We start from the raw sequence: 23826 nt of genomic DNA on the forward strand, positions 1-23826 counted from the left end.
GACAATGATTGTAGAAAAAACATTCGGCTCCAAAGCATTTGATGCTTTGCTTGTAGTGCTTCTGGTTGGCACTGCGCTTTTGTGCGTGCTCCCTTTATGGTACACGCTTGTGATTTCGTTAAGTGAGAATGCAGCAGCTTCCTCGGGTCAGGTTGGATTATGGCCGGTAGGGTTTAATTTTAATTCATATAAAGAAATTATGGGCGACAGCAAATTTTTTAATTCTTTTTGGATTTCAATACAGCGTGTCGTATTAGGATCTAGTCTTAATTTTGTCATCATCGTTCTCATGGGATATCCGTTATCCAAAAATGCAAAGGATTTGCCTTTTCGAAATGTACTCATGTGGATTTTGATTTTTACTATGCTATTTAACGGCGGCTTGATTCCTTGGTATCAAACGGTTAAATCATTTGGTTTAATCAACAATATTTGGGCACTCGTGTTAGGCAACAGCGTTCCGGTTTTTAGTGTGATTCTCGTCATTAACTATTTTCGCAATCTGCCTAAGGAGCTAGAAGAAGCGGCGTTAGTAGATGGAGCGGGTCCATGGTACATGCTTGTAAAGATTTATGTTCCACTGGCTGTTCCGGTGCTTGCTACGGTTACTTTATTCAGCATAGTCTATCATTGGAATGAGTTTTTTAACGGTCTTGTGCTGATGTCCAGCGCCGATCATTATCCGCTGCAAACCTATATTCAACAATTGGTTGTTATCATTGATGCACAAACCATGACAGCAGAACAAATTCAAAAGATGAGTGAGCTTTCCAACCAGACATTGAACGCAGCCAAAATCTTTATTGCGATGATTCCCGTTTTAGTCATTTATCCGTTTTTACAAAGATTTTTTATCCATGGGATCACGTTAGGATCTGTTAAGGAGTAATCATATAAAGGAGTTACGGCATGCTACCATCACTTCCATATCTGAAACGTCAATTAGAAGGAATTTTGCGCAATAAATTTGAGCAGGGACATCAAACCTCCGGGTACTTGGCCAAACTGGAAATGCTTCCAGCAAGCTATGATGCCTATGTGGAATTCGCTTACAGCTTGGCTGCTATTCCAATGAGGGACAATTGGTCTTACTATGAGCCCGATGATTTAGAGGAGATATGGCGGGAATGCGATCCGACTCGACCTCTCGGTCAAGTCGGAACCCTGAATCTGAAGGACAGCTCCAAGAGGGTAGAGGCGGCATTCCTGGCTTCAGTCTGCGGCTCCATGTTGGGCAAGCCAATTGAGGTAAACCCCAGCCTCTCAGAATTGCGTCAAGCGCTAACCTCCGTAGGGGAATGGCCGCTCTATGATTATATTTCTGAAGAAGTTCTCCATGCATTAAATCGTCGTCATTGGTCCTGGTATGAGACGACCCGGGGGCGAATGCATTACGTGGCGCCTGACGACGATATCAATTACACCTTGATGGGAATGATGGTGCTAGAGCAATTTGGCGCTGGTTTTACGAAAAGAAATATAAGAGACTTATGGATTAATCATATTCCGATAAGCACAACCTGGGGGCCAGAGAGGGCTATCCTGATTCGATCGGGGATAAGCTATTTGGAGTATGACAGGGACATATTTCATCATTCTGAAATCGAGGGTTGGCCTGATTTCATGGTTCAGGATACAGAGCTGTGCGGTGCAGCGATTCGTGCAGACGCTTACGGCTATGCCTGCCCTGGCCAACCGGCTCTTGCTGCTGAGCTGGCTTGGCGGGATGCAAGCTTTACGCACCGCCGGACCGGTGTCTACGCCACGATGTTCATAGCTGCTGCGATTGCTGTCGCACAGGTGCTGCGCGATCCGCTAGAAATAATCCGTACTGCACTGCAATTCGTACCTAGACGGAGCCGGTTCTACGAGATTACTCAGGATTGCCTGCAGATAGTCGCGCATGCAGACAACTGGCTGACAGCCTATCAGAGCATTAACCATAAGTATGCGAGTTATCGTCATTGTCAGGTTTATCAGGAAATAGGCACCTTAATAAATACATTTCGATTTGCTGAAAACGTCGGAGATGGGATTTGCAAGCAGGTGATGCAAGGCAACGATACGGACAGCTTTGGTGCAACAGCCGGTTCTCTTCTCGGGGCTTATTTTGGTTCTGGCAGCTTGGAAACCAGATGGCTTGAGCCATTTCAGGACCGAATTTATACGGGGTTATCTTATTTTAATGAGCAAAAGCTTTCCCGTTTGGCTGAGCGAATGGGGCGTTTGCCGGAGCTGCTGCACATCGGCCAACATCGCATTCAACCGAGCGAACTCTATGTGAGAGAGAACATGGATTCCTGCCTTTGAATTGACTTTATCAATGAGGTGTAAGCATGTGGTAAAAATCATTGTAGTAGGTAGTATGAATATGGATATCGTAAATCATGTTTGGAGACGGCCTCTCCCAGGTGAAACGATTAAAAGTGTAAAGACTGACTTTCATCCTGGAGGAAAGGGAGCGAATCAGGCTGTAGCAGCAGCTCAAGCTGGAGCTCAGGTTATCTTCATCGGCGCTGTTGGCAATGATCCCTTCGCCTCACAGTTATTGTCCGCGATTTCTGAATGCGGTGTCCAGTCAGATTATATTGTTCATAAAGATGAAAATACGGGAGTAGCATCAATTACAGTAGAGGCGTCAGGAGAAAATCATATTATTCTTTCTGAGGGAGCTAACGGCTTGTTAACAGTAAAGGATATACAAGATTCTCTTGATGCATTTGATGCTGCTGATATTGTGATGCTTCAAAATGAAATAAATTGGGAGACTACGAGATATGTGATGGAAGAGTCCTATAAACGAGGCATCAGCGTTTACTTTAATCCCGCCCCGGCATTACAAATACCGTCAGATGTACTTCATTTCATTGATGTGTTAATTCTCAATGAAACTGAAGCCGAGTCTGTAACCGGAATCCCCATCTCTAATGATTACGGAGCCGTGCAGGCATCAGTAAAATTAATAAACGGAGGAGTAAGGAATGTCGTGCTGACGTTAGGAGACAAAGGATCAATGTTTACCGATAGCAGCTGTAATGTTATACATGTTCCATCCTTCGACGTACAGGCAGTTGATACGACGGCGGCCGGGGATACCTTCGTAGGAGTTTTGGCTGCATCGACAGGTTCGAAGGGTATTTCGGAAGAGACTTTGCGTTTTGCCTCTGCTGCTGCTGCAATAAAAATTACACGAAAAGGCGCCCTAAATGGCATTCCAAATAAATCGGAGATTGAGACTTTCTTAACAACTGGAAATTCAAAGAAGTAACCAGATGTCGCCAAATGAACCGTCAGAAGGATCTGACGGTTTATTTACCGTAGTCAATAGTACTCATCTAAAGCTACAAGTACCGTGGAAGGGGCGCATTTATGGAAGTTTTCAATAAGCTAGAAGAAGGCATACCTGTAGGCATAATCAAATGGACGCCCAATTCGTTACTAGAAACATTCCATTGGCATACTTCATTTGAAATTGGATATTGTCTTTCCGGCAAAGGTTGGTTTTACTTTGGAGATAAAAAATTTAGCGTAAATCCCGGCGATGTGTTTATCGTCAATCATATGGAACGGCACATTGCTCAGTCTGATCCTGAAAATCCGAGCCATTACATCTTTGTCTTTTTTAAAAAAGAGCTCCTTGAAATTGAAAAAGAGCTATTAATTCCATTCTTCTATAGTCCATGAAAATTTATTAATCAAATATCTTCCGAATTAGAGACAGCCAAAGAAATCGGACAAATTATTTTAGCTGTAAACGAGGAGATGGAAAAGAAAAGAACGGCGTACCATGGCATGATTCGTAGTTATATTCTGCAAATTTGTGTTCTGCTTTCTAGACATTTCAAGAGTCATATATCGACGGGGGAATTTAACCTGGTCTTTGCGCTTTATTACAAATTAGCGCCTGTATTAACCTACATGCATGAAAATTTTAGAGAACCTCTAGAACTCTCAGATGTCGCTAGGAAACTTGACCTCAGCCCTTCGCGGGTACGTCACTTATTTAAAGAGATTATGGGAGAGGGGTTTAAGGAGTATCTGCTCCACCTACGTGTGAATGAAGCAAGGAGATTACTGTTGAATACAAATTTGTCCATTGTGGATATATGTTATCAATCAGGCTTTCAGAGTCACAACCCGTTTTACCATGCATTTCAAAAAATTGTAGGGATGTCCCCTGGGGATTACAGGAAAGCGGCGATGAGAATAAATAGCCCTTTTTGGGAATCGGATGAAGTATTTAGTGAAGAAATTTCACCTGTTTAGGATTATATTTTAAGTAGTTTATAGGGATTTGTGGAGATCGCATAATAGGAGGGTTCTATGAATGAAGAAGCAGATGAAAACAATTTTAACAGTAGTCGTCCTGGCTGCGGCATTAGCAGGCTGCAGTAGTGAACCGGCAGTTGGCACTTCAGCAAAACCAAAAAGCACTGGGCAGGTAAGCTTGACATTTTGGCACGCCATGGGGGGCTCGAACGAAGAAGTTGTCAAAAAAATGGTGCAAAACTTTAATGAAACGGTCGGCAAGGAGAAAGGGATTACAATCACACCGGTGTTTCAAGGATCCTACGCTGACCTTCTGAAAAAAGTAAAGGCTGCCGTTCAGGCAAAAAACGAAAAGGATTTTCCGGATATCGTACAGATTCCTGCTTCGGATACCTCCTATATTAAAGACGTACCGGCGGTCATCTGGGCTCAAGATTTGCTGGCCAAAGATCCGTCGTTCAAGGTCGCGGACATAGAGCCGAATACTCTTGCCGGATTTAGTTTTAAAGGTAAGCAAGTCGGCATTCCTTTTGCAAATTCCACGATTTTACTCTATTACAATAAAAACTTGTTTAAAGAGGCAGGTCTGGACCCGACTAAGCCTCCGCAAACGATAAACGAGTTAGGAAAATATGCGGCACAAATGAGCAAGAAAAACGGCAGCCAAGTGACCCAATGGGGCTTTTCCGTCACCCCCGATCAATATCAGCTGTCAAGCTGGATTGGCATGCAGGGAGCCTATATTGGCAACAACAAAAACGGACGTGCCGATTATATGACGGCTGTTGAGTTTGATGCGAACGGATCGATGAAACGCTTTTTGACAGAGTGGAAAAAAGCAGTAGATTCCGGAGGCATTCAGACGGGCACCGATTTCAAAGCAGATGAAGAGTTTGCGGCGGGCAAATTGGCGATGTTCGTTGGATCTACTGCCGCATTAAAAGGCACACTGGCGAAGGTCGCAGACAAATTCGAGGTTGGGACCGCTTTCCTGCCGAAAGTGAATGAAACGGATAAAGGTGGAGTCGCAGTCGGCGGTTCCGCACTATACATTATGAACCGTGGAGATAAAGCAGCCTCAGATGCCGCTTGGGAATTCCTGAAATATGGCATTACGCCGGAATCCCAATTTGTATGGCACACCGGAACCGGGTATTTTCCTGTGAATACCAAAACGTATGAGCTGCCTCAAATGAAAGAGCATTTGACCAAGAATCCATTGTTTAAAACAGCAATCGAGCAGCTCCATGCGTCGTCTCCCGACACGCAAGAGCCGATGGGACCGGTAAGCGGCGAGTTTAGTCAAGCGATGCGGGAGGAAACTTTGAACTATGTACAAGGCAAAAAAAGCATAGATCAGGCGATCACGGATATGGCAACTACAAGCAACAAAGCTTTGAAGGATTATAACCGGGCAAATAATATTAAATGATGCTGGGGGCAGCGATGAATATTACGTTGATGACTTTTAACTTGAGAACCTGCATGGCATCGGACGGCGATCATGCGTGGGAGCGCCGTTGCGATACAATGGCAGCAATGATCAGAGAGCATAATCCGCTGCTTATGGGTATCCAGGAAGGACATATCCGTATGCTGGAGGATCTGCAGTTAAAGGAATATCATTGGGTCGGCGAGGATCGGCTTGGCGATCATGGAGATGAGCACTGTGCGATCTTTTTCAAAAAAGATGAACTGGATATTGTCGAACACGGCACCTTCTGGTTATCCGAGCAACCGGAGGTTCCGGCAAGTATTAGCTGGGACAGCTCCTTACCGCGTATTTGTACCTGGGGGCACTTTCGGCATAAAGGTACAGGTACGGAACTGCTAGTATTCAACACCCACCTAGATCATCAAGGGCAGCAGGCCAAGGAACAAGGTGTTCGGCTTATATGGAAGCGGATCCAGGAGATGCGGGCAGCAAGAAAGATTCCCGTCTTATTGACAGGGGACTTCAATTCACAACCCGATCATGCGGTGATCCGCTTTATGAGGGGAGAGCCAGTTTGGGATGAGGCGCTTGTGGACTTGACGGATGCCTATTCCATGATGGTTGGACCCGTAGGAGCAACGTTCCATGATAACTATTCCGGTAAAATAGACGGCGAGCCAATCGACTACATTTTTGTTACTCCTGACGTACAAATGTCATCCGTTCAAATCGACCGACGGATGATTGACGGACGGTATCCTTCGGATCATTATCCGGTCGTCGCTCATCTGATTGCTAGTGAAGGAGAATGATCCCGCGTGAATATCAGTTCTACTCAACAAGTGAAAAGCAAGCGATTCACAGGTCATTTCACGAAGAAAAGATTGAGAGAAGCCGTTAAGCCCTATTTGTTTATGCTGCCGTGTTTGATTTTTGTGTTCTTATTCACCTATTACCCATTTGCGAAAACATTTTATTTGGGGTTTACATTAGTGGACTTGAATGGCAATCCCATTGAGTTTGTATGGTTTGAAAACTTTAAACAAGTATTCAGTGATCAAAGAATGCTGCAAACTTTTTTTCATACGCTGAAATATACCGTCATCACGATTCCGGGAACGATAATAATCAGTCTTGGAATGGCATTATTGGCGGAAAATAAACGGAAAGGGACAAGCATTTACCAGATCTTGTTCGCTTTGCCCATGGCTGTATCGATGTCCTCGGCGGCGATGATATTTCAATTGATCTTAAATCCGTCGATCGGCGTATTCAACGCTCTAACCGGACTCAGCATCAACTGGTTCGGCGATGAAAAGTATGCCATGCTCGGCATAGCTATAGTTTCCATCTGGATGGGCATTGGATTTAGCTTCTTGTTTCTTTTGGCAGCTGTCCGCAATGTTCCCGAAGAATTGCTGGAGGCGGCGGGTATGGAGGGAAGCAGTTATTTTCAATCGCTGATTCATATTAAGCTTCCGTTGATGTCCCCGACTCTTTTTTTTCTGATTATCACGGATATTATTCATTCGCTGATGGTTTTCGGTCCGATCATGGTTCTGACAAAAGGAGGACCTATGGGATCTACCGAAACGATGATATACCGGATGTACATTGAAGCGTTCGAGAATGGCAAGTACGGATATGGAAGTGCTATCGCGATTATGATCTTCATCATTGTTATGATATTTACGTTAGTTACCTTTGTGTATGAAAAGAAAGGAGTGCATTATTCATGAAGACGGCCATGCAGATGCGCGACTTTCTATATAGCACGATGTGTATCGTGATTGGTTTGATCGTCATATCCCCGGTTATTTATTGTCTGAGTGCCAGTTTTATGAGTTCCAGCGATTTAAGCTCATATCCCCCTAAATTTATTCCAAGCCAATTATTTCTAAAAAATTATGAGATCGTATTTACTTCAACGCCGATTCTCCGATTTATATGGAACTCTTTTTTGATTGCCATTATTGGAACCGTCGGCAGATTAATTACGAGCAGCCTGGCTGCATACGCATTTTCATTTCTGGAATTTAAAGCGAAGAAATTATGGTTCTTAGTCATTCTCGGGACGATGATGATTCCTGGAGACATGCTGTTTATAACCAATTATATTACAGTGGCGAACATGAAGTTAATTAACACGTATTCCGGAGTGATCATTGTCATGATGGCATCCGCGACTTATATGTTCATCCTGAGGCAGCATTTCTTGAGCGTATCAAAAGAATATAGGGATGCCGCTTTTATCGATGGCTGTGGCGATTTCCGGTTCTTTACAAGCATGTTGGTGCCTATGTCGAAATCCATCTTGTCATCCATTTTTATTGCATCTTTTATCGGTCTGTGGAACGCCTATTTGTGGCCGCTGCTGGTTACCAATTCAGAGAGTATGCGAACGGTGCAGGTCGGCATTACGATGCTTCAATTTTCCGAAAGTGTTATCTACGGTCCTATTATGGCGGGAGTAACCATCATCCTTATTCCTTCAGTTCTGATCTTTATCCTATTCCAGAAGCAACTGGTGCAAGGGATCACATTAGGCGGATTAAAAGGATAGATTATTCAAATTCTGGAGGCAACTACATGAGCAGGATAAAATTAATAGCACTTGATTTGGACGGAACGCTGCTGAACGAGAAATCCCAAGTCTCTGAAGAAAACCGGAAGGCGATTGCCGAAGCACGCTCCCAAGGAGTTACCGTCATTGTGGCAACGGGGCGGGAGGTGCAGAGCGCCAAGCCTTATTGGCAAGAGCTGAATTTGGCATCACCAATGGTGACCGTTAATGGAAGCGAAGTGTGGAACTCTTCCGGCGAGCTGCATATGCGGCGAATGTTCAATGTCGAAACGGTTATGGCGCTTCATACAATTGCCGTTGATGAAAATTGTTGGTTTTATGGCTATACGACAGAAGGAGTGATTGATGGTGACAATTGGAGCCGAACGACCCAAGAGTCCCAATGGCTGAAGTTCTGTTACTCCTCGGAAAACCGGAACCAACTGGAACGGGTTCGAGCAAAGGCAGAAGAGGTAGAGCTGTTCGAGATAACGAATTCCCATCCGAGCAACATCGAGCTCAATCCATCGGGTATTTCCAAAGCGAGCGGAATCCGTGAAGTATGCGCTCTGTTGGCTTTATCCATGGAGGAGGTGATGGCTGTGGGCGACAGCTTGAATGATAAAGCAATGCTTCTTGAAGCCGGTATCGGTGTAGCAATGGGCAACGCCCAGGACGAGCTGAAGCAATTGGCCAATGCCGTCACGGGCAGCAATAGGGAGGACGGAGTGGCGCAGGCGATCCGCCGGTATGTATTGGAGGCAGGTAAATAACGTTCCTGTCGGCATGGGCGGTTATTAAGATCTAGAGGAATATTCCAGTGACATATAATAAGCTAAGGGTGCCAACTAAGAGACAGCATCCTACTTTTGAAAGAAGAGAGGGGGTGATCGGCGCTAGAAATGTAATCGCTTACAAATTAGCATCAGGCATGATGTTTCTTTTCCAATCTGAGGGAGGTATATGAATGCGCAGTTTTAAGAAAATGATTTCATCCGTATCGATGTTGGCGATTGTCCTCAGTTTATGGAGTCCTACAGGTATTTCACATGCAGCAACTCCAATCACTGATGCGAATTCAACGATTTTTGGCCCCAATGTCTATGTATTTAGCCCGGATATGCCAGCAGCAGATATTCAAAGCACGGCTAGTTCCATATTTGGCAGACAGGAAAGCAATGAGTTCGGTACAGAAAGAGATGCCCTCTTATTTAAACCAGGAAGTTATAATGTTAATTTCTATGTGGGCTTTAATACGCAAGTATCTGGTTTGGGACAAAATCCGGATGATGTGCTCATTAACGGCGGGCTGAATGTAAATGCAGATTGGGATAACGGGAAAGCATTACGCAACTTTTGGCGCGGTATTGAAAACCTGAGTATTAATCCGACGCTCACCATTCCTGCTCCAGCGCATATTACCTCGGGGACAACGCAAATCGCCGTTTCGCAAGCAGCGCCTCTTCGACGGTTACATATTAAAGGAAAACTGAATCTGTTTGACTTTGATTCGAATTGGAATGCCGGATATGCAAGCGGAGGCTTTCTAGCGGATTCCATTGTCGATGGTCAGATAACGCCAGCCTCCCAGCAGCAATGGTTCTCTCGAAACAGCCAGTATTCGAGTTGGTCCAACGGGGTTTGGAACATGGTATTCGTAGGTGACAAGAATGCACCGGCGGGGACATTTCCCGATCAGCCGTATACGGTCGTTCCGAACACGCCTGTCATCCGGGAAAAGCCTTATTTATATATTGACAAAACGGATCAATATCAAGTGTTTGTTCCATCGCTTTCACAGAATACGCAAGGAGTAAGCTGGGCTGCGGGAGCAACGCCAGGTCAGTCCATCGGGATCGACCAGTTCTATATTGTGCGTTCGGATCAGCCTGGCACATCGAGTGCTGCAAGCATCAATGCTGCATTAGCAGCCGGGAAGAATTTGTTGTTTACGCCGGGAATCTATCGCCTTGATGATACAATTCGTATCAATAACGCAAATACGGTTGTGCTTGGAATCGGGATGCCGACGTTAATTCCAACGACAGATAAGCCTGCAATGACGATTGCCGATGTGGACGGTGTGAAATTAGCTGGACTGCTTTATGAGGCCGGTCCAAATGCAACCTCTACGCTATTGGAAGTCGGACCTACAGGCAGTACGAACAATCATGCAACGAATCCAACCTCGTTACACGATTTATTTTTCCGCACAGGCGGAGCCGTAGCTGGAACGAACGCATCCCAAATGAAAATTAACAGCAATAACGTCATCGGGGATCACTTCTGGATGTGGCGCGCTGACCATGGCGCAGGTGCCGGTTGGACTACCAACGTATCGACGAACGGTCTTATTGTGAACGGAGCCGATGTCACGATTTACGGATTATTCAACGAGCATCACAATGAATATCAAACGATATGGAACGGGAACGGCGGCCGCTTGTATTTTTATCAATCCGAGATTCCGTACGATGTTCCGAACCAAGCCGCTTGGATGAACGGAAGCAAAAAAGGCTATGCCTCCTATAAAGTGGCGGATTCCGTCACTACACATGAAGCTTGGGGCCTCGGCGTTTACTCCTACTTCAGAGATGCAGCTGTGAAACTCGATTCCGCCATTGAAGTACCTAACGCCGCAGGGGTCAAAATTCATCACGCTACGACCATTTGGTTAAATGGGACGTCAGGCAGTGAAATCACGCACATTATTAACAACCTGGGAGGGCGTGTCTACGGCAAGTCAGGTAGTGCGATGAGACAAACGCTCAACGAATTCGTCGGTACGGATGTTGGGGATACGATACCGCCGAGCACTCCTACGAAATTAACAGCGACAGCAACGGCGTATAACCAAGTTAATTTAACTTGGACAGCATCGACGGATAATGTAGCGGTAGCGAGCTATGACATTTATCGTAACGGCAGTCTGATTGGCAGTGCAACATCGAATTCCTATAGCGATACTAGCGCGAAGCCTGGAACGACCTACAGCTATACGGTTACAGCGAAAGATGGCGCCAACAACGTTTCCCCCGCTAGCAATACGGCCACTGCGACTACACCTAAGAAACCGTTGGATCGAACGGGCTGGACAGCCACTTCGACCTCGACAAGCACAGACGGTCCGATGAATCTTTTGGATGGCAACATGAACACGCGATTTAGCATGGGTAAACCGATGGCGCCGACTCCGGAGCAATCCTTCACGATCGATATGAAAGCTCCAACGGCCATTACCAGCATCGAGATGGATTCGACAGGCAGCAATACGGACTACGCGCGAGGCTATGAGCTCTATGTTTCAAATGATGGCGTTAACTGGGGTCGTCCAATTGCAACGGGTACTCCTGACTCGGGTCCGATCGTTACCGTTAACTTTGAACCCCAAACCGTCCGGTATTTCAAAGTGGTCCAAACGGGCACAGCCTCGAACTGGTGGTCAGTTCGCGAGCTTAGAGTATATGGCTTGACACCGGCATCGGCGTCCTTAACGGTTCCGGCGAATGTGAACAGCGGGCAAAACTTTGATGCAACGGTTGAACTAGACAGCGTGGTGTCTAGTGTATATGCCCAAGATATTAATTTCACTTACGATCCCAACGTTGTGGAGTTCCTTTCAGCGGAATCCTTACAGTCTAAAGTCGTTATTGCGGCACAGTCCAATGCTGGAGGCCGTTTGCGCTTCTTGACTGCGAATATCGGTGGCGGCGGCAATGTGAATGGTGCATTATTGAAGCTGCATTGGAAAGCAAAAGAAACAACGGATAATGTCAGCACCACCATAGCTCTTTCCAGTATTGCGCTGGCTGATCTACAAAAGGAGACCAATCTCGATGGAAGCTCGAAGGTCATTCTCGTAAAAGCCCTCGTAGATCTGACTGAACTGAGAGCACTGATTAATCAAGTACAAACGAAGCACGATGCGGCCACGGAAGGTTACTCCTCCGGTCAATACCCTATTGGCTCGAAAGCAAAGCTGCAAACTGCAATTACCTCAGCCTATAATGTAGCCAATAATCCGGATGCAACGAAATCAGATGTCGCAGGAGCAATAACGGCACTGACGGCAGCCCTGCAAGCATTCACGTCTTCCGTCTACACTTCTGACCCGGCAGACATGAATAATGACGGTAAATTCACGGTAGTCGATTTAGCTATTGTGGCAGCGGCATATGGCAAAACTTCCGCCGATCCTGATTGGGAGATGTATAAACGAGCTGATTATAACCGAGATGGCAAGGTAGATCTCACAGACTTGGCTGCTGTTGCACAACGTATTCTAAAATAAGGATCTCCGTAAATCGTTTAAGTTGGCAGAATAAGCTGAAGGATGCCCGCTATGATACATTTTGTATCGTAGCGGGCTTTTTACGTCAGTCTAACAGGAGCAGATCGCCGCGCGGCAACTGCTCCTTGTTTTAGCGACTCCCTCGGCAATCATTTTTTTGGCCGCTTCCGTATAACCGATCGTTAATAACACGTTTAACCGGTCCGTCTTCAGCAATTTTTTTAGATAGTCCTCTTGCCGGTAGTTGGGCTTAAACCGCTCGATTCTTATAAAGGAACCGTTCAAACCAATTTTCCGGCTTATCACCTGCATCTCAATACAGCCGGACCTTGGGCTCTTCAAGAAGAAATAAAGATCGCTAAGCAAACCGTATATGCCGGCGGTGTTCGTTGCTCCTGGATTGAAATTCCTGTAGCAGAGTAATGAACATAGCATTTAGGCGGAGTAAGAACCGGGACCCCGGTAGGGTACCGGTTCTTACTCATTCTCCTTGATAAAGAGAAAAGGAACCGTTAAAATTATTATTTATTGCACGAATGGACAAGCAGCGAAAGTGGTGAATAGAGGATGCACGCTATGACGGCGAGTGTACTTCAGATGATTAGGAGGGCAAAGTCCCCTCTGTCTAAAGCTGAATTAGCAGACGAACTTGGTGTATCGTTGTCCGCCATTTCTATACATGTGGAACGATTACTCAATGAGAAATTGATCGAGGTATCAAGAATCGGAGTATCATCAGGTGGCCGGAAGCCAAAGGAATATGCTTTGAATAAGGACTTTGGTTTAATTTTGTCCATTGAACTGGGAACTTCTCTTGTTCGCATAGCCCTCACTAACTTTAATTGCGAAATCCTGTGTTTAACAGCCTCTGACATTGAAATCACGGATGGCCCTGATCGCGTTTTGACACGCATTCATGGGCTTGTCGAACAGATGCTTTTAGAAAATAAGATCGATAAAGTTTCAATTAAAGGCATTGGCATTGGCATACCGGGGCCAGTAGATTTTATTAGAGGTATACCGATTTCCCCTCCCATTATGCCGGGATGGGACCACTATCCGATCAGGGAATTCTGGGCCAGGCATTTTGACTGTCCTTGTTATATCGACAACGATGTGAATATTATGGCGCTGGGTGAACACTCTAAAGGATTAAAGTTTGAGGTCGACAATATCATTTTCATTAAAGTCGGGAGCGGTATTGGCTCTGGAATTATTTATCATGGCGGGTTATACAGAGGTTCCACTGGAAGTGCAGGAGACATTGGCCATTTTGACATCGGGTCGGATGTCGTATGTTGGTGCGGAAATAAAGGCTGTCTGGAAGCATCGGCAGGCGGCAAAGCCCTCGTTTCAAAAGGAAAAGAGAGGGCTCAGCTAACCAACAGCGGTTATTTGTTGGATATTCTCAATAGCCGCGGAGAGCTGTCAATTGAAGATATAGGTGCAGGACTCCTTCAGCTCGACTCCTCTTGTGTAGAGTTGGTTCGTGAAAGCGGCGCTTTAATCGGAAGAGTCATAGCTTCCATTGTTAATTTTGCCAATCCTGACCTTATCGTGATCGGAGGGAGGATTGCTGAGTTCGGAGACATCTTCCTTGCGGCAATACGCCAAAGTGTTTATCAAAGATCACTGCCGCTCGCTACCCGGAATTTGATTATTAATTCATCCTCGCTTGGGAATAGGGCTGGACTCATTGGCGGCGCCTTCATGACGATCGATCAGATCATTATTCAGGCTACTGACAACGAGGTTGACAATTACTTTTAATAAATGAATGTAATCAAACACACCTTTTACATCCAAGAGGTGTGTTTTTGCGTTTCGACATGAATAAATAAACTTTTGACATTGAATGTTAAAAGTTCGTGTGTTAATGTTGTAAGTGAGGAGGGGAACTATGAAGAAAATAAAGGCGGCCATTATTGGAGCGGGTTTTATTGGAAAAGCGCATCTCGAAGCCATAAGAAGATTGGGCTACGTGGATGTTGTGGCTATCGGGCAAAGTAATCAAAAGAAGGCTGAAGAGTATGCAAAATCTTTAAAAATTCCTAAAGCTTACGGCAATTATATGGATCTGCTGCAAGATGATGAGATTGAGGTTATTCACAACTGTACGCCTAATCATCTTCATTATGAAATTAACAAACAAACGCTGCTCCATGGCAAGCATCTTTTATCTGAGAAGCCATTAACGCTTACTAGTACCGAAGCTAAGGAGCTTTATGAGCTGGCCCTTGAAAGGGGGCTAATTACTGGAATTAATTTTAATTACAGGCAGTTTCCGATGGTACAGCAGTTGAAGAATATGGTAAATGACAACGATCTTGGGGAGATTCGAATTATTCGCGGGAGCTACTTACAAGATTGGCTTCTTTATAATACCGACTATAATTGGCGCATGGAGCCGGAGTTTGGCGGGGAGACGAGGGCGTTAAGCGATATCGGTTCCCATCTCTTCGATCTCGTACAATATGTAACTGATCTCAGAATCACTGAGGTTTTTGCCGATATGTCCATCGTTCATCCCATTCGTTATACGCCAAGTAAAAGTGGGGAATCATCGCATACAACGAATAGCTTGAAACAAATGGATGTTAAAACAGAAGACTACTGTTCGGTTTTGGTGAAATTTACCAACGGGGCTCGAGGGGTTTTTACTGTATCGCAAGTATCTGCGGGTAAGAAAAATGCACTTGAAATCAATTTGGACGGTTTAACTTCTTCGGGTACTTGGAAACAGGAGGAACCTTTCCGATTGCAAATGGGCTACCGGGATAAACCAAGTGAAACGATTTTAAGAGACCCTACGTTACTTAAAAAGAAAGCGCTGCCCTATCTACACTATCCAAGCGGCCATGAGGAAGGCTGGACAGATAGTCTTAAAAATATGATGCAGCATTTCTATGATGCCGTATTCCATAACTATGAAACGCCTGCGGATTCAGTTGCTACCCTCAAAGAGGGCTATCAAGTTATGCTTATTAATGATGCTATCGTCAGAAGCGTTAAGTCTGGAACATGGGAAACCGTTCAAGGGATCGAATAAACTCGATCCTTTTTTTCGTTAGTCCAATTTATTCCCACTTGCATGCTTTCTCCGAACATGTCATCCTTACGATAATGCAGTATATTTGTTATTCTTGCCAGGAGGCACTCAAATGAGGATATCGAATTGGAGGCTAAATAACACTTTAAGTTCTAAGGTGATGTTTGTTTTTCTATTGTTCTCTTTACCGCTAATTTCCTTGCTGATTTACAATAATCTCTATGCGATCGGGGTCGTCCGGAATCAGGTGGCTCAATCGAATAAACACTTTATCAGCCTCTATATGAAGCAAATCGACAGCAATCTTCTTGATACGGATTACTATCTTTATAATATGGCAGCACAGGAACTGTTGACCTTGCAATCGAATGCGAATAACAATGAACAATATAACCTATCGAAAATACGCTTGTCGCAACAAATATCGAAAGATATCAACAATTATAAATTAATGGACGCTTTTTTCTTTTATTCCGCCAACAATGATGAGTTTGCTTTTGCGTTGAACGCTGAAATCCCATATGAAAAAAGAGAGAGCATCAACACAGACTTGAGGTCACAGTTTTCAGATCTAGAGCAAAACGACTTGCTGGCCGATAAACGATGGATGGTGAGGAAGGTAAACAGCGAATATTATATGTGCCATATCGTTAAAAATGGAACCGCATACATTGGTGCGTGGGTCAGAGTTAACAAGCTTATGCAGCAGCTGAATCTTGTCGATCTTGGTCAGAACGGAGTGGCCATTCTGGCCAACGAACATAACGAGCCGATGAATGAGACAGACTTTATACAGGAGCATGGTATTGATTTAAGTTTTGATAATATCAGTTATGAGCTGATTGGCCATAATGAAAAGTTCTTATCCATCGGTGAAAAATCAGCCATGGGCAACTTCAACTTGATAGCGCTATTACCCGATAGAGGAATTCTAGAGCGATTGCCGTTTTTGCAAAGAATTGTTCTCTTTATTCCAATAGGGACGTTTTTTATTTTGCTGCTGCTTCTTATCATTTTGCGAAAAATGATTTTACTGCCGATCTTCCGGATTGTGAAGGCAATGCGAAAAATACAGGACGGCATCATGGATATTCAAATTCCCCGTCATCCTTCGGCGAAGGAATTTCAAATCATGGACGAAACCTTTAATGCCATGGTCATGCAAATTGAAAAGCTGAAAATCGATGTCTACGAAGAAAAGCTGACAAGTCAAAAAGCAGAGCTTAACCATCTGCAGCTGCAAATTAACCCGCACTTCTTTTTGAACTCCTTAAATATTATTTACACGCTGGCTCAAGTCAAAAATTTTGCTCTGATTCAAGAGATGTCTCTTTGCCTTGTTGAATATTTCCGGTTCATGTTTAGAAGCAATTTGACTGTCGTGGCGCTGGACGATGAAATGAAACATGTCCAAAACTACTTGAGAATTCAGGAGCTGCGTTTTCCCGCACATCTGACGTACACCATCCATTTGCCGGAGTCGTTAAGAGTCTGCTCGATTCCCCCATTGATTGTTCAAACATTTGTTGAGAATACGATTAAACATGCGGTCACCTTGGACGAGCATTTGCATATTCAGATCGACATTGCAGCCTGTTCCCAAGAGGGAAAACACTTCTTATGCATTCATATTGCGGATTCTGGCCAAGGCTTTGACCCAGATATACTTAAGGATCTTCAGGAAGAGCGGGACCTGGCTAATGAACAGGGAGAGCATATCGGTATCTGGAACGTGAGGCGACGGCTGCGTCTCTTATATCATGGTCATGCACAGCTGCGCTTTTACAATGGTTCCCCACATGGCGCCAACGTTGAGTTGCTAGTGCCATTGAACAAATAATTTTCGAAACCAGGTGATCACAATGCTTCAAGCTATCATAGTAGACGACGAAATTCATGCGGTTCAAGGCATCAAAGAAGGAGTGCCATGGAATGACTTAGGCATCTTCCAAATACATGCAGCTTATAACATTAGGCAAGCGAAGGAGGTTCTTGAGCAGCACCGAATCGATATTATGATTTGCGATATTGAGATGCCGCAGGGAACCGGTCTGGAGCTTCTGCATTGGGTAAGAGAGCAGCACATTCAAGTGGAGTCCATTTTCTTGACCTGTCATGCCGAATTTCGTTATGCACAGCATGCCGTTCAGCTAGGCAGCTTGGAATATATGTTGAAGCCTGTTCGTTTCAATGAACTTGAGGCTGTTCTGAGAAGAGCTGTTGAAAAGGTGCAGAAAACGAATGAACAAGCCCAGTATAACGAAACGCTTCAACATTATAGCAAGCTTTGGTCGCTGCATCAGCCGTTATTGATTGAGAGATTTTGGATGGATTTAATCCAGCAAACGATCCCATCACAGCCTGGAGCTATACAAGAAGAGATGTCTAGAAGGGGTATTCCTTATACGATAGACATGAAATTCGCTAGCGTATTGGTTTCGGTTCGCGAGTGGCGAAAGGTGCTGCAAGCCAGAGATGAGAAGATCATGGAGTATGCGCTGCGCAACTCTGCGGAGCATGCGTTTCAGCTTAACCAACAGCCTTGCCAAGTCGTCCCTATCAAAGAGGGACTGCTTCTCATTATCCTGCCGAATGAAGATAACAATTCTCTGAGCGGACTAGGCTTGGAAGCGGCATGCATTTCCTATATCGAGTCTTGCGACCGCTACTTCTACTGTGATCTGAACTGTTATATCGGGTCGCTTGCTGCATTAGAGAATGTGCGGGAGAGGGTCGAAAGCCTTATTCAGATGGATGCGGAGAATGTGAATGGTATCGGCAGAGTATATGTTTCAGGGACATTGCCAAGCAAGGAATGTATGCTCCGTATGCCGGATTTAAACAGCTGGTCAACACTGCTGAAACAAGGATCCAAAGAAAAGCTGCTTAAAGAGATTCAATCGTTCTATGCAGATATGACTCAGGCGGAAGGATTAGACAGCTATACCTTGCAAGTGTTTTATCACGACTTCATCCAAATGGTCTATTATGTGCTCAAGCTGGAAGGGCTGCAGGCACACCGAATTTTTTCCAGTAAAGAATTCCAGCTCCTCGCTGCTGAAGCTACCCGATCTGTGAATCATCTTTTTGTTTGGGCGAGACAAGTGGCGGAAACCGCAATTGAGCATATGAACAGCACGAAACAATCAACCACTGTGGTGGAACGGGTCAAGCATTACATTCAAGAGAACATCGGACAGAATTTGAGCAGAGAAGATGTCGCGGGACATTTTTATTTAAACATAGACTATTTATCCCGAATATTTAAGAAAGAAACAGGGCAGCTGCTATCCGATTATTTGCTCGGAGAACGGATGCGATTGTCCATCGAGCTGTTGTTGACGACCGATTTGCCTGTAAGCGCCATTGCTGTCACGGTCGGTTACTCGAACTTCTCACATTTTGCAAAGATATTCAAGCGGGAAACCGGTATATCGCCGTTGGAATATCGAAAGCAGCATCAATCTTGAACGGTTCGCCTCTCGTGTTCATACGGGGGGCTTTTTTTAAAAGTCGTAAAAACGTCAGTGAAGAGTCGTATTTTTAGTGAAGAGGCTGTCCCTGAACTCGTTACAATAAAAGCAACAAGAGATGAAAGCGAGGGATAACAGCATGGAGGGAACACTGGTCAACAGGAAAGATCAGCCGATACAGGCGACCTTACTGAAAAAGCTAAAAAAACATAGGCGATTCGTGGTTTTATTCATCATGACGCTGCCTGGCCTCGTGTATCTGATGATTAATAACTATTTGCCGATGCTGGGGATCGTCATTGCCTTTAAAAACTATAATTTCTCGCAAGGCATACTAGGCAGCGAATGGGCCGGATTCAAAAATTTCGAGTATTTGTTCAAAACGAAAGATGCCTTCATCATTACTAGAAATACGATTCTTTATAACGCAGTTTTCATTCTTCTTCATCTGATTGCCGCCATTTCGATTGCGATTTTGCTGAATGAGATTAAGAAACGTTTCTTATCCCGATTGTATCAAAGCATTATTCTGCTGCCTCACTTAATTTCAACGGTCATTATCGGATATTTGGTTTTTGCTCTATTGAGCGCAGAAAACGGTTTTGTGAATAAGAACATTCTTCCGTTGTTGGGACATGACATTATTGCGTGGTACAGCGAACCGAAATATTGGCCGTATATTTTAACGTTCGTAAGTTTATGGAAAGGTGTCGGTTACCTCTGCGTCATCTTCCTGGCGGCGATTATTGGTATTGATCAGGAGTATTATGAAGCCGCTACCATTGACGGAGCAAACAAATGGCAGCAAATCCGGAGCATTACGATTCCTTTGATCACACCGGTCATCACGATCATGACATTAATGGCGATAGGACGCATTTTTTACTCCGACTTTGGGCTGTTTTATCAGGTTCCTCTGGATGCCGGGGTACTGCAACCTACAACGAATGTTATTGATACGTATGTATACCGTGCATTGCTAACGCTTGGGGATATTGGCATGTCGTCAGCCGCAGGCTTGTACCAATCCGTGGTTGGTTTTACGCTGGTGCTTTTATCGAACTATGTCGTTCGCAAAATTAATAAGGATAATGCCTTATTCTAGGAGGTAACGTAATGAAAGCAAAGGCCAACCTCACGCAATGGCTTCTGAATCTGTTCTTCATATTTGTGGCTGGCGCCTGCTTGCTCCCTTTCCTGCTGCTCTTCATGGCATCGTTTACGGATCAAAAAGAAATTCTTCAGAGCGGTTACAGCTTCTTTCCGAACAAAATGAGTATGAGTGCCTACACGTACCTGTTTAGGGATTCGGCACTTATTTTCAGGTCTTATAGCGTTTCGATTTTTGCAACCGTGTTCGGTACAATCGTGAGTCTTACGCTCATTTCGCTGTTGGCGTATCCGCTCTCCAGGAAGGACTATCCGCTTCGCACCCTTTCATCGTTTCTTGTATTCTTTACCATGTTATTTAATGGCGGGCTGGTCCCGACGTATTTAGTGTATACGCAATTGTTGGACTTAAAAAACACGATTTGGGCTTTAATTATTCCGTATCTTCTGCTAAATGGGTTTTACGTATTGCTGGCCCGCACGTTTTTTTCTTCTTCCATCCCGGTTCAAGTTATCGAATCTGCTTATATCGATGGAGCGGGGGAATTCAAAATTTTTTACCGGATCGTCCTTCCTCTCTCATTGCCTGTACTGGCGACGCTGGGCCTTTTTCAAACGATCAATTATTGGAACGACTGGTTTAACAGCCTTATTTTCATTACCGATTCGAAGTTGTTTAGTCTTCAATTTATGCTCAATAAAATTTTGCTGGACATTCAATTCCTGAATACAGCTAACCTGGGCGGCGAACAAGGCCGAATGATATCGGAAATGCCGACGGAAAGCGTACGCATGGCTATGGCGGTGATCGGCATACTGCCAATCATCCTGTCTTACCCTTTTTTCCAAAAGTATTTTGTAAAAGGACTTACCATCGGCGCTGTAAAAGGTTAATGTCCCATGGCTTCAATCAGTTCCAGCTGATTTAGCATAGAGAATGAAACTAAAAAGGAGGGTTTTCTGTGAAATCGAACATGAAACAGCTCGTAACCTTATCATCCGTTATCATAGCTTCGGCCAGTCTGTTATCCGCTTGCGGAACATCGCAAAATTCCGAATCCGGCACGAGAGCACCGTCCGCCACCCAGCAATCTTCATCCAGCGCGGATGCAAGCCAGTTGAAGCCTTATGAAATTACGGTGGCTTTTATTACAGTGGGCTCGCAAACGCAGGGAATCCCGGCCGTTCAGGAAGAGATCAATAAAATTACGAAAGCGAAAATGAATGCAACGGTTAAGCTCGTGCCGATCAGCTATGGCGCCTATACGCAGCAGATGAACTTGATGATGGCAGGGAATGAAAGCCTGGATTTGATAGTCAGCGGAATGGGAACCTATAATACTCAGGTCAGTCAAGGACGTCTTCTTCCGATGAATGATTTAATTGCAAAATACGGATCTGGCATTACGAGTGCGTTCAGCCCGGAAATTATTAACTCCACCCAAATTAATGGAAAAATATACGGAGTGCCGAGCAATCGGGATTTGGCTGCAGACTATGGGCTTGTGATGCGCAAAGATTTGGTTGACAAATATCATCTCGATATCGCGAAAATGAAATCTTTGGACGATCTGGACGCCGTATTTAAAACGATTAAAGATAATGAGCCGAATGTGACTCCGCTGGTCAGTTATGTTCCGGGAAGCACGCCTGTCGATAGCCTAGCACCGAGTAAGTTTGATGTGTTGGACGATAAAATTGGCGTATTGCCTGACCATGATAATAATCTGAAAGTCGTAAATATGTTTGATACCAATGAATATAAGCAAATGATTCAAACCATGAGACGATGGTTTACATCCGGCTATATTCGTAAAGATGAGGCGACCAGCAAAGATAATTCAACGGACTTAATTAAAGCGAATCGAGCCTTCTCTTTCTTCACTTCTTTGAAGCCGGGTTATGAAGCGCAAGCTTCGAGGGCGGCTGGCACGGAGATGGTAGCTGCACGGTTGTCGCAGCCAATCACGACAACGAAAAGTATTACAAATTTTATGTGGTCAATCGCCAAAAACTCGAAGGACCCGGAAAGAGCGATGATGTTCCTGAATTTGATGTACTCCGATAAAAACATCATCAACTTGCTGGATTGGGGGATTGAAGGCAAAGATTACGTCAAAGTATCGGACAATGTGATCGATTACCCGCAGGGTGTGAACGGCAGCAATGTAGCATACGGATTAAATTTAGGCTGGCTCTTCGGCAATCAGTTCCTCTCCTACGTCTTTAAAACCGATTCGCCAGATATTTGGAAAAAAACCGATGACTTTAATAAAGCATCCAAAAAGTCGAAAGCTCTCGGTTTTACGTTCGACGTGACGTCGGTAAAGACGGAATCCACTTCCGTGGCAAACGTCTTGAACCAGTATAAAGTCGGACTGGAGACAGGAACGCTGGATCCGGACAAAAACTTGCCGGAGCTCAACAAAGCGTTGAAAGAGGCTGGATTGGATAAAGTTATCGCAGAAAAGCAAAAACAACTGACGGAATGGGCCAATAATAAAAAATAGGAGTGAGTACAATGGTAGAAGGCAGAAAAAGGCTGAAAATTGGCATTATTGGTTGTGGCGGCATCGCTGAAATGAAGCACTTGCCGTCTTTAGAGAAGCTCCCGGAGCTATGTGAAATGGTTGCATTTTGTGACATTGTCGAAGCAAGGGCAGCGGCGGCAGCGAGTAAGTACGGAGCGGAAGGAGCCAAGGTTTATACGGAGTATAAAGAGCTTTTGAAGGACCCGGCGATTGATGTTATCCATGTGTTAACACCTAACTTATATCATTCTTTTATGACGATTGAGGCATTAGAGGCTGGCAAGCACGTGATGTGCGAGAAGCCTATGGCCATTAACTCCCAAGAAGCCCGGCTCATGCTGGATGCGGCAGAGAAAACGGGAAAGAAACTAACGATCGGCTATCAAAACCGGTTTTCAAAAGAAGCGCAATATGTGTATCGTACAAGCCAAAATGGCGAGCTAGGTGACGTCTATATGGCTAAAGCTCACGCAATCCGCAGGCGCGCAGTCCCTACTTGGGGCGTGTTCACGGATAAAAGGCAGCAGGGCGGAGGGGCGCTGATTGATATCGGCACGCATGCTCTTGATTTGGCGCTGTGGATGATGGGCAATTATAAGCCGAAATCCGTCACAGGCTCCGTGTTTTATAAGCTTCGGGACAAGCCTGAGGGGAATATTTTCGGCCCTTGGAACCCAGCGGAATTCGACGTAGAAGACTCGGCATTCGGTTTTATCAAGATGGAGAACGGTGCAACGATTTTCCTGGAATGCTCTTGGGCGCTGAATACAACAGATGTAAAAGAGGCGAAGACCTCCTTATACGGAACAGAGGGTGGCGCCGAAATGAAACAAGACGTGAACAATAAGCCCTATGTTGTGGTCAACGCCGTTAAACATGGCGAAATGGTGGAAACGAGCACGAAACCGGCCTCGCCGATCGCTTATTTCGCCGGAGGCAGCGAAGATCCGGGCGTTGCCGAGGCACGGCAATGGCTGCAGTGTATTTTGGACAATACGGAACCTTTAGTTAAGCCATATGAGGCGGTTGTCGTAACAGAAATTTTGGAGGCCCTCTACAAGTCGGCTGAAACCGGAAAAGAAGTCGAACTTTAATCGAAGATAAT

Annotated in this window: 20 protein-coding genes; 19 read left to right on the plus strand and 1 reads right to left on the minus strand. The window is 44.9% G+C overall.

Features of this window, described 5'->3' with window-relative positions:
• Nucleotides 1-4: 4 nt before the first annotated feature.
• The 11 genes from AC3WRW_RS00200 (at nt 5) to AC3WRW_RS00250 (ending at nt 12558) form a co-directional block, all read left to right on the plus strand.
• Nucleotides 5-889 carry a carbohydrate ABC transporter permease gene (locus AC3WRW_RS00200; protein WP_492543825.1) on the plus strand — a complete coding sequence of 295 codons (885 nt, stop codon included), beginning with the start codon at nt 5-7 and terminating at the stop codon, nt 887-889.
• A gap of 20 nt (nt 890-909) precedes the next feature.
• Nucleotides 910-2310, plus strand: a complete 1401-nt coding sequence (locus AC3WRW_RS00205; RefSeq protein WP_492543827.1) for an ADP-ribosylglycohydrolase family protein — start codon at nt 910-912, stop codon at nt 2308-2310.
• 28 nt (nt 2311-2338) lie between these two features.
• Nucleotides 2339-3268 (plus strand): ribokinase, encoded by a 930-nt coding sequence (rbsK, locus tag AC3WRW_RS00210; RefSeq protein WP_492543828.1) that lies wholly within the window; start codon nt 2339-2341, stop codon nt 3266-3268.
• Nucleotides 3269-3369: 101 nt separating this feature from the next.
• A complete protein-coding gene (locus tag AC3WRW_RS00215; RefSeq protein WP_492543830.1) occupies nt 3370-3684 on the plus strand; it encodes an AraC family ligand binding domain-containing protein in 315 nt (104 codons plus the stop codon).
• Between the two features lie 108 nt (nt 3685-3792).
• Complete coding sequence (locus AC3WRW_RS00220) at nt 3793-4266, plus strand: helix-turn-helix domain-containing protein (RefSeq protein ID WP_492543832.1); 474 nt, start codon at nt 3793-3795, stop codon at nt 4264-4266.
• A gap of 61 nt (nt 4267-4327) precedes the next feature.
• Nucleotides 4328-5701 (plus strand): ABC transporter substrate-binding protein, encoded by a 1374-nt coding sequence (locus tag AC3WRW_RS00225; protein ID WP_492543834.1) that lies wholly within the window; start codon nt 4328-4330, stop codon nt 5699-5701.
• Nucleotides 5702-5715: 14 nt separating this feature from the next.
• Nucleotides 5716-6516: an endonuclease/exonuclease/phosphatase family protein gene (locus tag AC3WRW_RS00230; RefSeq protein WP_492543836.1), complete on the plus strand. Its 801-nt coding sequence runs from the start codon at nt 5716-5718 to the stop codon at nt 6514-6516.
• Nucleotides 6517-6522: 6 nt separating this feature from the next.
• Nucleotides 6523-7443 carry a carbohydrate ABC transporter permease gene (locus AC3WRW_RS00235; RefSeq protein ID WP_492543838.1) on the plus strand — a complete coding sequence of 307 codons (921 nt, stop codon included), beginning with the start codon at nt 6523-6525 and terminating at the stop codon, nt 7441-7443.
• Nucleotides 7440-8267, plus strand: coding sequence for a carbohydrate ABC transporter permease (locus AC3WRW_RS00240; protein ID WP_492543839.1), 828 nt, complete (start codon nt 7440-7442; stop codon nt 8265-8267). The genes AC3WRW_RS00235 and AC3WRW_RS00240 overlap by 4 nt, the downstream gene beginning before the upstream one ends.
• A 26-nt stretch (nt 8268-8293) precedes the next feature.
• Nucleotides 8294-9040 (plus strand): Cof-type HAD-IIB family hydrolase, encoded by a 747-nt coding sequence (locus AC3WRW_RS00245; protein ID WP_492543841.1) that lies wholly within the window; start codon nt 8294-8296, stop codon nt 9038-9040.
• A gap of 194 nt (nt 9041-9234) precedes the next feature.
• Nucleotides 9235-12558 carry a pectate lyase-like domain-containing protein gene (locus AC3WRW_RS00250; RefSeq protein ID WP_492543843.1) on the plus strand — a complete coding sequence of 1108 codons (3324 nt, stop codon included), beginning with the start codon at nt 9235-9237 and terminating at the stop codon, nt 12556-12558.
• A gap of 90 nt (nt 12559-12648) precedes the next feature.
• Here AC3WRW_RS00250 and AC3WRW_RS00255 read toward each other — a convergent pair whose 3' ends face one another.
• Nucleotides 12649-12993 (minus strand): hypothetical protein, encoded by a 345-nt coding sequence (locus AC3WRW_RS00255; protein ID WP_492543845.1) that lies wholly within the window; start codon nt 12991-12993, stop codon nt 12649-12651.
• Between the two features lie 141 nt (nt 12994-13134).
• Between AC3WRW_RS00255 and AC3WRW_RS00260 the strand changes: the two genes are divergently transcribed.
• From AC3WRW_RS00260 to AC3WRW_RS00295, 8 genes are all read left to right on the plus strand, one after another.
• The gene (locus tag AC3WRW_RS00260) at nt 13135-14328 is read left to right on the plus strand and encodes an ROK family transcriptional regulator (RefSeq protein ID WP_492543846.1); all 1194 of its coding nucleotides are present in this window, start codon (nt 13135-13137) and stop codon (nt 14326-14328) included.
• Nucleotides 14329-14458: 130 nt separating this feature from the next.
• Nucleotides 14459-15607, plus strand: a complete 1149-nt coding sequence (locus AC3WRW_RS00265; RefSeq protein WP_492543848.1) for a Gfo/Idh/MocA family protein — start codon at nt 14459-14461, stop codon at nt 15605-15607.
• A gap of 112 nt (nt 15608-15719) precedes the next feature.
• Nucleotides 15720-17447 carry a sensor histidine kinase gene (locus AC3WRW_RS00270; RefSeq protein WP_492543850.1) on the plus strand — a complete coding sequence of 576 codons (1728 nt, stop codon included), beginning with the start codon at nt 15720-15722 and terminating at the stop codon, nt 17445-17447.
• A gap of 22 nt (nt 17448-17469) precedes the next feature.
• Entirely contained in the window at nt 17470-19077 is a 1608-nt protein-coding gene (locus AC3WRW_RS00275; RefSeq protein ID WP_492543852.1) for a response regulator transcription factor, read from the plus strand.
• A gap of 238 nt (nt 19078-19315) precedes the next feature.
• Nucleotides 19316-20185: an ABC transporter permease gene (locus AC3WRW_RS00280; RefSeq protein WP_492544268.1), complete on the plus strand. Its 870-nt coding sequence runs from the start codon at nt 19316-19318 to the stop codon at nt 20183-20185.
• A gap of 11 nt (nt 20186-20196) precedes the next feature.
• Nucleotides 20197-21084 (plus strand): carbohydrate ABC transporter permease, encoded by an 888-nt coding sequence (locus AC3WRW_RS00285; RefSeq protein ID WP_492543854.1) that lies wholly within the window; start codon nt 20197-20199, stop codon nt 21082-21084.
• Nucleotides 21085-21152: 68 nt separating this feature from the next.
• Nucleotides 21153-22700, plus strand: a complete 1548-nt coding sequence (locus tag AC3WRW_RS00290; RefSeq protein WP_492543856.1) for an ABC transporter substrate-binding protein — start codon at nt 21153-21155, stop codon at nt 22698-22700.
• Nucleotides 22701-22711: 11 nt separating this feature from the next.
• A complete protein-coding gene (locus tag AC3WRW_RS00295) occupies nt 22712-23815 on the plus strand; it encodes a Gfo/Idh/MocA family protein (RefSeq protein ID WP_492543858.1) in 1104 nt (367 codons plus the stop codon).
• Nucleotides 23816-23826: the final 11 nt, after the last annotated feature.

The sequence above is a fragment of the Paenibacillus sp. FW126-R14 genome (assembly GCF_058789495.1).

Coding starts and splice junctions, on each gene's coding strand:
- AC3WRW_RS00265 (WP_492543848.1), top strand. CDS start 14,459: ATGAAGAAAATAAAGGCGGCCATTATTGGAGCGGGTTTTATTGGAAAA.
- AC3WRW_RS00255 (WP_492543845.1), bottom strand. CDS start 12,993: ATGCTATGTTCATTACTCTGCTACAGGAATTTCAATCCAGGAGCAACG.
- AC3WRW_RS00275 (WP_492543852.1), top strand. CDS start 17,470: ATGCTTCAAGCTATCATAGTAGACGACGAAATTCATGCGGTTCAAGGC.
- AC3WRW_RS00295 (WP_492543858.1), top strand. CDS start 22,712: ATGGTAGAAGGCAGAAAAAGGCTGAAAATTGGCATTATTGGTTGTGGC.
- AC3WRW_RS00285 (WP_492543854.1), top strand. CDS start 20,197: ATGAAAGCAAAGGCCAACCTCACGCAATGGCTTCTGAATCTGTTCTTC.
- AC3WRW_RS00250 (WP_492543843.1), top strand. CDS start 9,235: ATGCGCAGTTTTAAGAAAATGATTTCATCCGTATCGATGTTGGCGATT.
- AC3WRW_RS00215 (WP_492543830.1), top strand. CDS start 3,370: ATGGAAGTTTTCAATAAGCTAGAAGAAGGCATACCTGTAGGCATAATC.
- AC3WRW_RS00205 (WP_492543827.1), top strand. CDS start 910: ATGCTACCATCACTTCCATATCTGAAACGTCAATTAGAAGGAATTTTG.
- AC3WRW_RS00260 (WP_492543846.1), top strand. CDS start 13,135: ATGACGGCGAGTGTACTTCAGATGATTAGGAGGGCAAAGTCCCCTCTG.
- AC3WRW_RS00200 (WP_492543825.1), top strand. CDS start 5: ATGATTGTAGAAAAAACATTCGGCTCCAAAGCATTTGATGCTTTGCTT.
- AC3WRW_RS00280 (WP_492544268.1), top strand. CDS start 19,316: ATGACGCTGCCTGGCCTCGTGTATCTGATGATTAATAACTATTTGCCG.
- AC3WRW_RS00245 (WP_492543841.1), top strand. CDS start 8,294: ATGAGCAGGATAAAATTAATAGCACTTGATTTGGACGGAACGCTGCTG.
- AC3WRW_RS00225 (WP_492543834.1), top strand. CDS start 4,328: ATGAAGAAGCAGATGAAAACAATTTTAACAGTAGTCGTCCTGGCTGCG.
- AC3WRW_RS00220 (WP_492543832.1), top strand. CDS start 3,793: ATGATTCGTAGTTATATTCTGCAAATTTGTGTTCTGCTTTCTAGACAT.
- AC3WRW_RS00240 (WP_492543839.1), top strand. CDS start 7,440: ATGAAGACGGCCATGCAGATGCGCGACTTTCTATATAGCACGATGTGT.
- AC3WRW_RS00230 (WP_492543836.1), top strand. CDS start 5,716: ATGAATATTACGTTGATGACTTTTAACTTGAGAACCTGCATGGCATCG.
- AC3WRW_RS00270 (WP_492543850.1), top strand. CDS start 15,720: ATGAGGATATCGAATTGGAGGCTAAATAACACTTTAAGTTCTAAGGTG.